Genomic DNA, 13,367 nt, shown 5'->3' with positions numbered 1-13,367 from the left:
AACCGCCCTCTCTATATCATTTAAAACAAATTTATCCGTTACAAATGAATTACCTCTCCATACGCATCAGCTGCAGCTTCCATAATTGCTTCGCTCATGGTTGGATGTGGATGTACCGATTTAATCATTTCGTGGCCTGTTGTTTCGAGCTTACGCGCAACCACAATCTCGGCAATCATTTCAGTTACATTGGCGCCAATCATGTGTGCGCCTAATAATTCGCCATATTTTGCATCAAAGATTAGTTTTACAAAACCATCCTTGGCACCTGCAGCACTGGCTTTACCAGAAGCAGAGAATGGGAATTTACCGATCTTCAATTCATATCCTGCCGCTTTAGCTGCTTTTTCCGTATAACCTACAGAAGCAATCTCAGGACTGCAATAAGTACATCCAGGGATGTTGTTATAATCCAAAGGCTCTGGTTTATGACCAGCAATTTTTTCTACACAGATAATGCCTTCTGCCGAAGCAACGTGTGCCAGCGCCTGTCCGCCAACAATATCACCAATTGCATAAACACCTTTTACAGAAGTATTGTAAAACTCATCTACAACTACCTTACCTTTTTCGGTTTTTATGCCTGTTTCTTCCAGGCCAATATTTTCAATGTTTGCTACCACACCTGCTGCAGAAAGGACGATATCGCATTCTAAAGTTTGCATACCTGAAGCAGTTTTAACCTGAACCTTGCAGCCGCTACCACTGGTGTCTACAGATTCAACGCTTGAAGAGGTCATCACTTCAATTCCTGCTTTTTTGAAGCTGCGCAGCAACTGTTTAGATACATCCTCATCTTCAACAGGTACTACATTGTCCATAAATTCTACAACAGTAACCTTAGTGCCTAAAGTAGCATAAAAATAAGCAAATTCTACACCAATAGCACCAGACCCCACCACAACCATCGATTTTGGCTGCTCAGGCAATACCATTGCCTGTCGGTATCCAATCACTTTTTTGCCATCCTGTTTCAGGTTCGGCAATTCTCTTGATCTTCCACCGGTAGCCAGTATAATACTTGTTGCTGTATATTCTTTTTGTGATCCGTCAGCAGCTTTAACTTCTACCTTGTTGCCTGGCTTAACTTTGCCAGTGCCCATGATCACATCAATCTTGTTCTTTTTCATCAGGAACTGAACACCCTTACTCATGCCATCTGCAACACCCCGACTGCGTTTAATCACAGCAGCAAAGTCTGCTTCGGCTTCAGCAGTTTTAATTCCATACTCTGCAGCATGATTGATGTATTCAAATACCTGAGCGCTTTTTAACAATGCTTTGGTTGGTATACAGCCCCAGTTCAGGCATATTCCACCTAAAGATTCGCGCTCAACTACCGCAGTTTTCAAACCTAACTGAGAAGCTCTGATCGCAGCTACGTATCCACCCGGACCGCTGCCTATTACAATTAAATCGTAGTTCATATCTTTAATAAAAGGAATTTAACTTTAGTACAGGCCAAAATTATAAAAAAATGTTCATTAAATCTGTTATGCCCTTTAGGAATGTGTGATTTCCATGATAAGTATATATATAACAATTTCCCTAATGATATGTTATGTAGAATAAATATAAATAACTGATAAGCTGTTGGTTATAATATTTAATCCAATTGTTAAATGTTGAAAAATACCTGAATTATTAATAATTATTTAACATTGAAAAAGGAATGCTGGCATAATAAATATTTAACTTTGCGTCGATATTTTTGAAATATCATTTAAAGAACATTATTAACTAACTAAAAAAGTATGAAAAAAACTTTACTCGTTTTCACACTACTGGTACAATTTTTGGCTTTAGGGGCATTAGCTCAGCAAACAATTAAAGGTAAGGTGATCGATTCCTTAACAAAGGAAACCTTACCCGGTGCAGTGGTAAGTTTAAAAGGTGCTGGTTTATCAACCTCGACCTCTTCAGATGGAAGTTTCTCGATAAAAAAACAGGACGGAGCCAATGTACTGGTTATTTCTTATATCGGTTATAACCGTAAAGAAGTAGTGGTCCCTGCCGGCACAACAGATCTTGGGTCTATTACCTTGGTATCCAGTTCAAACACGATGGATGAGGTTATGATTATAGCCAATAACGTAGCCATTGACAGGAAAACACCCGTGGCAGTTTCTACTGTAGATGCAACAAGATTGGAAGAAAAACTCAGTAATCAGGAATTCCCCGAAATCTTAAAATCAACCCCAGGTGTGTATGCAACCAGATCAGGCGGTGGTTTTGGCGACTCCAGGATGAATTTACGTGGTTTTCAAAGTGCCAACGTAGCAGTGATGGTAAATGGGGTACCCGTAAACGATCCTGAAAGTGGAAGGGTTTTTTGGTCTAACTGGTCGGGCTTAGGCGAAGTAATGCGTAGTACACAGGTACAAAGAGGGCTTGGAGCTTCAAAAGTAGCAGTTCCTTCTATTGGTGGTACAGTAAATATCATTACCAAATCAACCGATATGGCTAAAGGGGGCTTTATTTATCAGGGATTTGGCAACAATGATTTCAATAAAACTACATTTTCTTATTCAACAGGTTTAACAGATAAAAACTGGGCATTTACCGTTTTGGGTTCAAAGCAAGGTGGAGACGGATGGGCTGAAGGGCTATACTATAAAGCTTATACTTACTTCTTTAATGTTTCCAAGATTATCAATGCGCACCATACTTTATCTTTAACTGGGTTCGGCGCACCTCAATATCATGCGCAACGTTTTGACCGTTTAACCATAGAAACTTACAGAGATGCACCACAAGGTATCAAATTCAATCCAAACTGGGGCGTATATAATGGCAAAGACAAAACTATTAGCGGAAACTTTTTTCATAAACCACAATTCTCTTTAAACCACTATTGGACAATTGACGATAAATCGTCTCTGTCTACTGCCATATATTACTCTATAGGTACCGGAGGTAATGAGTTTGATAGTAATTTAAGTGGCGGTGTTAACTTTGATGATGTTCAATACAGAAAAGCCGGAAAATATTCTCCTCTTGATTTAGACAAGATAGCTGCCCTGAATGCAGCAACTACTGACGGAAAAGCGGTAGCCTATCTCCAATCAAACCGAAATGACCACAAATGGTATGGTATGTTAAGTACCTACAACAGAAAAATCGGAGATAAGTTCAATGTGCTGGGTGGAATTGATTTAAGGTCTTACAAAGGTATACACTACAATTCGGTAAGGAACTTACTTGGTGCTGAGTATGTGTTAGATGCGTCAAATTTAAATAATCCGGTAAATATGGCTAAAACAGGTGATAAGATTGGGTTTTATAATGATGGACTGGTAAGATGGGAAGGTGTATTTGTGCAAGGTGAATATAGCGATGGTCCGCTTTCGACATTCATTTCCCTGGCCGGATCAAATACTTCTTATAAACGTATTGATTATTTCCGCTATCTCAATACTGATCCTTTGCGCGAAAGTAGCTGGCAAAATTTCCTGGGCTATCAGGCCAAAGGTGGTGCCAATTATAACATCAGTGAGCAACACAATATTTTTGCGAATTTAGGTCATTTTGAGAAAGCGCCTTTTTTCAATGCCATATTTATAGGTAATCAAAACGTACCCAATAAAGATGCAGTAAATGAAAAGATTACGAGTTATGAACTCGGATATGGATTTAGAAGTCAGTGGTTAACTGCTAATTTAAACTTGTACCGTACCCGGTGGAACGACCGTTCATTTACCAGATCAATTACAGGCCAGGGTGGTGCAAGATACTTTGCCAACCTTGTTGGTGTTGATGCCTTACATCAGGGGATAGAACTGGATTTTGTCGCAAAACCAGTGAAAGACCTGAGTATTAATGGTATGGTATCTTTGGGTAACTGGAAATGGAAAAATAACCTCGCTGCAGTACAGGTGTATGACGAAAACCAACAACCGGTAGGTTCACCGATTGGCCCAGTCTATATGTCGGGTCTGAAAGTGGGTGATTCTCCGCAAACCACTGCTGCCATTGGTGTGAACTATAACCTGACAGAAGAGTTTAAAATAGGAGTGGATTATAATTATTATGCAAATTTTAACGCCGAATTTGATCCTACAACCTTAACCAAACAGGGATTAACGCCATGGGAAGTACCTAATTATTCGCTGGTAGATGTCAATGCTGTATTCCGGTTTAAACTTGGAAATTTTAAAGCATCGCTTTTCGGAAATGTGAACAACCTGTTTAATGTAGAATATATTTCTGATGGATATGCAAATTTCGATCCATCAACAGGTATCAGCAACGCCAGCAATTCGACTGTATATTTTGGAACAGGAAGAACCTTTACTACGGGATTAAAAATTAATTTCTAGAGCTAACATCATGAAAAAGAATTTATTATATTTATTGGCGCTTGTTACTATAGCATTTGCCTCTTGCGACCCCTTAAAAGACACTTATAACGATATTAAACCTACTACTGTAGATAGAACTATTGTTATAAATGCAGCTAAAACTTATGAAACTACAGCTTTGGCAAATGCTGGTATTGTTGAGCAGTTAAATAAAGACTATCCGCAGATGCCTGATGGCACTAAAGCAAATGTAACCTATGGTTTTAAATCGAATACTGTAAAACCGGTAGATAGTGTGTATGCAAACATTCAGTACACTGTTACAACCAATGATTATACAGATGCTGCTGCAGCTGTAGGTAATGGTACCTTTAAAACTTACAGCGTTGCCCAGGCCGCTGCATTTTTGGAGTGGAAATATCCACAGGCTACTACGCCTTTAAATAAACTGGTCTTGCTTACCTATCAGTTTTTTCAGTCAAATGCTACACCTTCTGCGGGGGTCACAGTTACAGAAGCTTTTTTACTGCAATCAAGCGGATGGCAAAAAATATACCTGATCTCTCCAGCTCAATATACTGCTTTGGGCAGGGGCATTAATAATGGTTTTACTTCGGCCGATGTTTCCAGTCTTCCTGTTTATTTCAACAACTTTTTAAAAGCAGATCCATTGGTAATATCTCCAAAAGCAGGGGATGTAAAGTATATTACTTATAAGTATATGCAGTCGGCAACAATTATGCATCAAAAGATCTATCTGTTAACTTATGATGGTGCTAACTGGACGGCAACTACTACACTTAGTTTTCTTAAACAAAAAGGTAAATGGATCCCTGATCCAACAATTTACTATACTATGATTGCAGCAGATTACCTGAACCTTAATCTTACTGGTGTTAATTATACTTTTGGAACAGCTACCAACAGAGGAAATGTAGCCAATTTCAAAAGCTTTAATATCAGTGCTACCAATGGTACACAGTGGACAACAGCTGAAATTAAAGAGGCTTTGAAATACACTTTGAACCTTAGGTTCCCAAATGCAACAGCTAACCCTGAGCTCCCGTATAAAATAACTTATTATGCGTACTCTGGAACTTATGCTTATGTGACTGTAACATTTATTAAAACTGCCAATGGTTTTGAAGAGCCGGTAACCCCATAATATCGGCTTTGTGCCGGCAGAAAATTAGTATTTCAATAAAAAGGCGGGTGTTCATATTTTTTGAACGCCCCGCCTTTTTTTATATCTGCACCTTTTATATCTGCACCCGCCATTTTCTATCAGATTTATCCATCTATCTTTAGTGTCTGGAACATTATTTATCACTGTGATATCCATATCAAATCCACCTTTTTGCGTAAAAGCATGTACTTGATATGGAGTAGACATGTAAACCTCAATTTCTCCTCTCCATTACAGCTATATGAAACTGGAAGGGATAAAATTGTTTGAGTGGTTTGAGGGGGCGATGCACTCAATATCAATATATTTTCTATTTTTACACGGGAAATATTATTTCATATTATGGTTAAAATCTTTGTTGGGGGGCTTAGGCCGGACGTTTCTGAATTGGATCTGGTTATGTTTATAAGTCTTCGCGCCCAGGTAAACACCATTAAAGTTGTACGCGATAAAATAACTAAACGGTGTAAAGGATATGCTTTTTTAGAAATGACCAGTCAGGCTGAAGCCGAGAAAGCAGTTGCTTTGTTAAATGGAGAAGAATATCAGGGTCAGGTATTGAATATTAAAATTTCGGAGGAAGTTGCCCCTCCGCCTAAAATAAAAACCAATCATACTTATCAAAAGAAAAGACCAAGAATCTGATCTGGAATATGGATATGATAGAACTAATTAAACAGCCCTGGTCCTGGTATTTTTCCGGTATAATGATCGTAGCCATTATGCTGATGTTAATTTTTTGGGGCAAATCGTTTGGTTTTTCTTCCAATCTCCGCACCATTTGCAGCATGGCAGGTGCGGGTAAAAGAACTGGTTTTTTTAATTTTGACTGGAAGGCCCAGCGCTGGAACCTGCTTTTTCTGATAGGCGCCATCATAGGCGGATGGATTTCTTCAACATTGCTCAGCAGTCCTGCCGGGCTTGATTTATCTGCAGCAACTGTAACAGATCTTAATGCCCTGGGAATTGGTTTTAACGGGGGGATAAATCCTGATGAATTGTTCTCTTTACAGGCAATGGGTAATCCAAAGGTGCTTTTTCTGCTGGTTATAGGTGGCGGACTGGTTGGCTTTGGATCGAGGTATGCAGGTGGTTGTACATCGGGACATGCCATTTCTGGTCTTTCAAATCTTCAATTGCCATCCTTGCTTGCTGTAGTGGGATTTTTTATTGGCGGCTTAGTGATGACATGGTTGATTATGCCCTTCATATTTTAAAATGATGAAATCCGTAAAATTTATTTTAGCAGGAATACTTTTCGGTATTGTGATGAGTAAGTCTGAAGCCGTATCCTGGTACCGTATTCAGGAAATGTTCAGGTTTCAGTCCTTCCATATGTATGGAATTATAGGTACTGCGGTAGTTCTTGGTACAATAAGCGTATGGCTCATCAAGCGGTTTAAACTTAAAGATACCGAAGGCTTACCCCTTGTTTTTAAGGATAAACAAGCACCTTACCTTCGTTATATCATTGGTGGTGTCATTTTTGGATTGGGCTGGGCCTTAACCGGCGCCTGTCCGGGCCCAATGTTTGTTAACCTGGGCTATGGTTACCTGGCTATGATTGTGGTAATTATAGGTGCACTGGCAGGTACGTATCTTTACGGTGTCATTAAAAATAAACTACCACATTAGTGTTTAATGGTCAGGTAAAACAAAGATATAGGGTTACTTTCTAACTGAGTGACAGCAGACGGTTGCGTACCAGTAAACATGCCCCAATAATCCCGGCTCTTTCACCTAATTTCGACATTTTTAAATTTGTATCCTGGTTTACCAGGCTTAACGAATACTTGTTGATCGCACTTTTGATTGGCAGTCTGATGTATTCTTCTGTAGCCGCAAGGCTTCCCCCTAAAATGACCAGTTCAGGATTAAACAGGTTGATCAGCAAGGCAATACCACGACCTAGATTATCTCCAATCTTCGCGATCAGTTCTATTGCCAGCACATCATCATGAATGGCTGCATTAATGATGTCTTCCATTTTTAAATCTTCGGTATCGGTATTATTTTGAGACAAGATAGAAGAGGAGCCCTCAGATAGGCGTTCTTTAAACATTCTCGTTAATGCCCATCCTGATGCTTCGGTTTCCAGGCAGCCTTTTTTACCACAGCGGCAGATGATTTCGTTGTCAAACATTGGAATGTGTCCAAATTCACCTGAGTAGCCCGATTTGCCATAGTACAGTTGTCCGTTTACCAATATACCTAAACCAATACCATGATCCAGGTTAAGGAACAGTACATTTTTTTCTGCCTCAACAACTCCTGCCGAAAACTCTCCGTAAGCCATGGATTTTGAGTCGTTCTCCAGGAAAACACGGATGCCAATTTTTGACTCAATGATTTTGCTCAAGGGCTCTTCATTAAAATAAAAGAAACTGTAGCTATATCCTGTTGCATAATTGATTCTGCCGGAAAGGTTTATACCAAGTCCAAGTAGTTTCTCTTTAGGGATGGTGAGCTCACCGATAAAGTCGTTTATCAGTTTACATAAGGCTTCCAGCGACTCTTTATTGTTATCAAGATGATAAGGGATTTTTTCAGTTATTCTAATCAGGTTTTTTTGAAGATTTGACAGCCCGATATTGATATGGTTCTGTTTAATATCCACGCCAATAAAAAAGGCAGAGTCAGGCACCAAGCCATATAAGTTGGGTTTGCGGCCCCCTGTAGACTCAACTTTGCCGTAATCCTTTATCAGGCCGTCTGCGATAAGGTCGCTCAAGAGGTTGGTGATCTTAGGTGCGCTCAGGTTCAGTTCTTTACAAAGGTCTGCAATAGTTGCATTGCCTATATTGGCAAAATAGCTGATTACATATTTTTTCAGACTGACATTCTTATAGGCTACACCAGTTACATTTTCGCTGTTGAGTTCTTCGAAAAAGGTTTTTCCCATTTTTATTGCAAATCGTCTTTAAAATTTCTTAGTATATATTTGTATTATCTTGCAAATAAAGCTTATTTATTTATAATATACAGAATCATTTTGTTCCGATCCAGCTTTGGATTAGGATGAATGTTCCAGTAATTTATTTCTGATCAGCAGACAGCTGCCTATCACACCAGCTTCTTCACCCAATTTAGATAATTTTAGTTTGGTATCATTGTTCATGAGACTTAAAGAATATTTGTTTACCGCACTTTTGATGGGCAATTGGATATATTCTCCGGTCTCTGCCAATAATCCGCCTAATACAATAAGTTCCGGGTTAAAGATATTGATTAACATGGCTATCCCTCTGCCAAGTATTTCACCCATTTTGGCCAGTAGCTCTATAGAAAGTACATCATCATTGTTTGCTGCCCTGATAATATCCTGCACCTGTAGCTGGCCTAGTTTGTTCTTGTCGATGGTTGTTGTGGAACCGGCTTCTACTCTTGTCTTAAACATTCTGATCAATCCCTGGCCAGAGGCTTCTGTTTCCAGACAGCCTTTTTTTCCACATTGACAAATGATCTCGTTGTTAAGTAAAGGAACATGTCCCAATTCACCGGCAAAGCCGGATTTTCCATAATACAATTTTTTATTCAGCATGATGCCCATGCCTATCCCATAATCAAGGTTCAAGAACAATACATCTTCTTCTTCTTTTACTACTCCGGCGCTAAATTCGCCATAGGCCATGGCTCTTGAGTCATTTTCAACCATTGTTTTAATTCCAAGTTCTTTTTCAAGAATTGTGCTTAGGGGGTCTTCGTAAAAATTAAAAAAGTTATAACTGTATCCCGTTTCATGATTGATTCGTCCAGAAAGATTAATTCCAAGTCCTAATATTTTGTACTTTGGAATCGAGGTATTGTAAATGAATTCTTTGATCAGTCGGCAAAGTTCATAAAGCGCATCTTTATTATTAATGAGCTGGTAAGGTATATATTTGGTTATTTTAATGATTACTTTCTGCAGGTCGATCAGACCGATATTGATGTGCTGATGTTTAACGTCTACGCCAAGAAAGAATCCCGAATCGGGTACCAAGCCATATATGTTTGGCCTTCGGCCCCCGGTAGAGCCCACTTTACCAAAATCCTTTACTACTCCTTCAGTAATCAGCATGGTAACCGATGTGGTTACTTTAGGGATGCTCAGATTCATTTCTCTACACAGATCAGCTATTGTTGCGTGTCCCTTTTCTGCCAGGTAAGAAATTATTATTTTTTTGACGCTAATGTTTTTATAAGCCATTCCGCTTAACTGTTCATTTTGTGCTTCAAAAGTTGTTATCATACAGGGTATTATCGGTCAAAAATAAGATATGGTTTATGAAGATTTTATTTTTTTTTATAAAGGTATTAAAATTTACCTTATTTACTATAATTCAAGTGCCAATAGGGTTTTAGTTTCTTATTGATTGTAATAAAATCATTAATATTATAGCTATTTAATAAAAAATATTAAAAAGATTTGAATTGTAAATAAAATATATGTTAATTAGCAAAAAAAAGAAACGTATGGTAAAAGCTTTATTTGTATCGGTATTACTGTTTATTGTTTCGCTCTCCTTCGCTCAGGAAAAAACATGTGGTTTATATATAGCAGGATCACAGAAGAATGATATGGTTAAAGTACTTTCTGCGAGTAAACTTAAATTTTCGATTTCTGAAAATGCTGATGAAGCTGTTAAAAAGGCGCAGTTAAATGCTGCAGTATTGTTGTTTGCTGAGGGATATCCTAGCCAGCGTGTTGCGATCAGTCAGGAGTCTGTGCAGGCCATCCGGGATAAGAAACTTAAAGTTTATATTGAATTCCCACAGGAAATTCCCGGAATGACTTTCAGTCCAGTACTGAATTACATTAAACTGGAGCGTGGCATTGTAAATACCAGTAAAATCAAGGGGCTCGACTCATTAGATTTACTGGGATTAACGGATCATTATTATGTAGTTACCAAGGCCACAAAACCTTTTGTATTGTTAGGAAAGGTGGCAGGATATGATAAAGCTGATTTTGGTATCTCAGATGTGAAAACTTATCCGCTTCTCTTTAAATATGATCAGTTCATTATAGGTACAACCAAATTAAGTGATGCTATTTCTTCACGTTTTGGCCCTGCAGTCTCGTGGATAAAAGTGTGGGATTTCATTATGAATGAAATGGGTATAGCATTACCTGTAGGTAACCTGGAGCGCAATTGGGTCAAAGATTTGGCTCCAAGCTATTCAGCAGCCGCAGTTTTACCTAAAGATGCACTCAAAAAAGGCATCCGTAGGGGAACTGATTGGTTTTATAATTCGCGTTTGCTGATTCATCCAAGCTGGCAGGATACTTTTTTGAGAAGAACCTCAAAAGATGGTGTAAAAGTAGTTTATCCACCAATTGAAAAGAATGCAGCTATAGGTGATGGGAAGCTGGGTATTCTGGAAGGGCATTCTTCATTTATTAATGCGGATGGTTCGCAGCCTGTCCGCTGGTGGCTCAGGGCCGATTGTCAGGCCGAAGTGGCTTATGCTTTATCATCTTCAGCAAAAACATTATCAAATAAAAAATATAGTCAGACAGCTGCAAATTTGCTCGACCATTTATTTAAAGTGTCAAATTTACGTTCTGGTGAAAGAAATGATCCTTCAAGTCCTTCATTTGGATTAATTGGCTGGGCAACTACAGACCCGGATGCTTATTATGGTGATGATAATGCGCGAACCATACTAGCGGCAATTGGAGCTTCGGTAAACCTGCAATCTGCAAACTGGGACAAATATATTGTAGAAGGTATTCTTGGTAATTTCAGGACAGCAGGTAAAAATGGATTCAGGGGACCCTGGTTTAGAGATGCTGCCATGCAAAAGACAAGCTGGAAAGCTTTAGGTAACCGGGAGATTGTGAATGTACATCCACATTATGAAGCATGGCTATGGGCTTGTTATTTATGGTTTTATGATAAAACGGGGTATGAACCTTTGCTAAAGAAAGCAAAAGAGGCGATTGCAATTACCATGAAGAAATATCCTGACTGGAGGTGGACCAATGGCATCCAGCAGGAATATACAAGGATGATCCTACCCCTAGCCTGGTTAGTCAGAGTTGAAAATACAGCTCAACACAGAGAATGGCTAAGTTTTGTTTGTGATAAACTGTTGCAGGACCTGACCAAAAATGGCGCAATAACAGAGAAATTAGGTAAAACCGGCTTAGGAAGGTATGAACGTATTGCTTCAAATGCAGAATATGGGTCTAAAGAAGCTCCTTTAATCTCTACAAATGGAGATTCCGTTACCGATCTTTTATATACACTCAACTTTGCATTTTTTAGTTTAAATGAGGCTGCAGCAGCTACCGGAGAATCAAAATATGCTACTGCAACAGCACAGATATCGGATTTTATGTTACGTGCACAGGTAAACAGCCCAACACATAAAGATTTAGATGGTGCCTGGTTTAGGGCTTTCGATTATAAAAGATGGGATTACTGGGCATCAAATGCAGATTCAGGATGGGGGCCATGGGGTACGCTGACCGGTTGGACACAAAGTTGGATTATTACTGGCTTGATCCATAAGTCGAAACAGGAAAACCTTTGGGACAATTCTAAACTCAGTTACAGTTCTGCCCAATTTAAAACATTGGCCCAAGGTTGCATAAAGACCATGTTAAACGAGAAATAAATACAATCCAACAAACTAAACAAACAGAATAATTTATGAAAAGAACATTTACATTAAGTGTTTTCCTGTTGATTATTGTGAGCTTCTGGTCTTGCAAAGATAAAGTCAATATTCCGGAAAATGTGCTTTCACAACCGCAAACCATCGCAGGACTGCGCAAGGTTATCTTGAAAGAAAACATGGTTTTTGGCACTACAAGCCTTAAAGGGATTGTCATTTCCGATGCACAGCAAAAGAACATCAGCAATGGGGAAATTATTGTACAGGAAGAAGGAAAAGATGCCGCAGTAATTTTGCAAATGGAATCTGGTGCAGATCAATATCCTTTAGGCGCTGAAATCCAGATTGATCTTTCCGGTACAAGCCCAGTTATAATCAAAGGGGAGCTTGTCATCACCAAATTAAAAAGTACTCAGGTTAAACTGACCGGAAAAACAGTTACATTAACCCCTAAAGTTACCAATCTTCCTACACTACTGATCAATGCCCGCTATTGGGGACCTGTTCTGGTAAAACTGGAAAAGGTAGAGCTTTCAGGTGGCAATGCTGGATTGTTGTCAGGAGAATTTACATTGGAAGATGGTGTGGGTACCGTATATTCCAATATCTTTCCTGCTGCAGCATTCAGCGCCAATCAGGCACCAGATTTTGTGCAAGCCTATACTGGTATTCTGAGAATTCAGGATGAAAAATTCTTCATCAATCCCAGAAACCTGGATGATATACAGGTAGGTCTGAAAGAATTGCTTGAAGATTTTGAAGCTGCATCCAGTTCAGTTTATGACCTGAAAACCTTAACATTCAAAACAGGGGCCTGGATTGTAGATGGAGGTATTACAGCCAACACTTCTGCAGATCTGAAAACCGGCTTGCAAAGCATTCGTTTGCAGGGTACGGTTGACAACAATACCAGGAAAGGTATACTTGCAATGACTTTTGATCTGAAAGCGGTAAAAAGTCTGAAAATTTCGCATGGCATTTATCCGGCCGCTGCCGAAACAGGTAATGTTAATCCTACTACTTTAAATGTTGAAATTTCAAGGGATGGGGGAAACACGTATACTTTACTTGAGCAGATAGAGGTAGATATCAAATCGGCAGTACTTAAAACGAACACCATACCGGTAAATGCAGGGTTCGGCGAAAATGTAAGGTTCAGGATCGTGAACTCTTCCCTACCATTTACCAATAAGAACAAGCCACGTATCAATATTGACGACATCCTGTTCCTATTCTAATTACAGCTATAAAAATCGCTAACAAAACGAATTAAA

At 39.1% G+C, this 13,367-nt stretch carries 10 protein-coding genes; 7 read left to right on the top strand and 3 right to left on the bottom strand.

The features are described from left to right. Window positions 1-38: 38 nt before the first annotated feature. Complete coding sequence (lpdA, locus tag PHEP_RS14885) at window positions 39-1,427, bottom strand: dihydrolipoyl dehydrogenase (RefSeq protein ID WP_015808809.1); 1,389 nt, start codon at window positions 1,425-1,427, stop codon at window positions 39-41. A gap of 327 nt (window positions 1,428-1,754) precedes the next feature. Here lpdA and PHEP_RS14880 point away from each other — a divergent pair, with 327 nt between their 5' ends. The 5 genes from PHEP_RS14880 (at window position 1,755) to PHEP_RS14860 (ending at window position 7,122) form a co-directional block, all read left to right on the top strand. Continuing rightward, window positions 1,755-4,319: a TonB-dependent receptor gene (locus PHEP_RS14880; RefSeq protein ID WP_015808808.1), complete on the top strand. Its 2,565-nt coding sequence runs from the start codon at window positions 1,755-1,757 to the stop codon at window positions 4,317-4,319. Between the two features lie 10 nt (window positions 4,320-4,329). Beyond that, a complete protein-coding gene (locus tag PHEP_RS14875) occupies window positions 4,330-5,466 on the top strand; it encodes a hypothetical protein (RefSeq protein WP_015808807.1) in 1,137 nt (378 codons plus the stop codon). 363 nt (window positions 5,467-5,829) lie between these two features. Beyond that, the gene (locus tag PHEP_RS14870; RefSeq protein ID WP_015808806.1) at window positions 5,830-6,132 is read left to right on the top strand and encodes an RNA recognition motif domain-containing protein; all 303 of its coding nucleotides are present in this window, start codon (window positions 5,830-5,832) and stop codon (window positions 6,130-6,132) included. A gap of 8 nt (window positions 6,133-6,140) precedes the next feature. After that, complete coding sequence (locus tag PHEP_RS14865) at window positions 6,141-6,704, top strand: YeeE/YedE family protein (protein ID WP_015808805.1); 564 nt, start codon at window positions 6,141-6,143, stop codon at window positions 6,702-6,704. A 1-nt stretch (window position 6,705) separates the two neighbouring features. Continuing rightward, entirely contained in the window at window positions 6,706-7,122 is a 417-nt protein-coding gene (locus tag PHEP_RS14860; protein ID WP_015808804.1) for a DUF6691 family protein, read from the top strand. Between the two features lie 40 nt (window positions 7,123-7,162). Here PHEP_RS14860 and PHEP_RS14855 read toward each other — a convergent pair whose 3' ends face one another. Then, on the bottom strand, window positions 7,163-8,389 hold the full coding sequence (locus PHEP_RS14855; RefSeq protein WP_015808803.1) for an ROK family transcriptional regulator: 1,227 nt from the start codon (window positions 8,387-8,389) through the stop codon (window positions 7,163-7,165). A gap of 111 nt (window positions 8,390-8,500) precedes the next feature. After that, window positions 8,501-9,718 carry an ROK family transcriptional regulator gene (locus PHEP_RS14850; protein WP_015808802.1) on the bottom strand — a complete coding sequence of 406 codons (1,218 nt, stop codon included), beginning with the start codon at window positions 9,716-9,718 and terminating at the stop codon, window positions 8,501-8,503. A 224-nt stretch (window positions 9,719-9,942) separates the two neighbouring features. On the opposite strand from PHEP_RS14850, the gene PHEP_RS14845 reads away from it, so the two are divergent. Together PHEP_RS14845 and PHEP_RS21705 are read left to right on the top strand one after the other, a co-directional pair. Then, window positions 9,943-12,093 carry a hypothetical protein gene (locus PHEP_RS14845; protein WP_143715758.1) on the top strand — a complete coding sequence of 717 codons (2,151 nt, stop codon included), beginning with the start codon at window positions 9,943-9,945 and terminating at the stop codon, window positions 12,091-12,093. Between the two features lie 35 nt (window positions 12,094-12,128). Continuing rightward, window positions 12,129-13,331 (top strand): DUF5689 domain-containing protein, encoded by a 1,203-nt coding sequence (locus PHEP_RS21705; protein WP_015808799.1) that lies wholly within the window; start codon window positions 12,129-12,131, stop codon window positions 13,329-13,331. Window positions 13,332-13,367: the final 36 nt, after the last annotated feature.

Origin of the sequence: Pedobacter heparinus DSM 2366 (assembly GCF_000023825.1) — a bacterium.
GTDB classification, from domain to species: domain Bacteria; phylum Bacteroidota; class Bacteroidia; order Sphingobacteriales; family Sphingobacteriaceae; genus Pedobacter; species Pedobacter heparinus.
The sequence above is the reverse complement of the archived record's forward strand: the minus strand, read 5'-3'. Positions and strand labels throughout refer to the sequence as shown.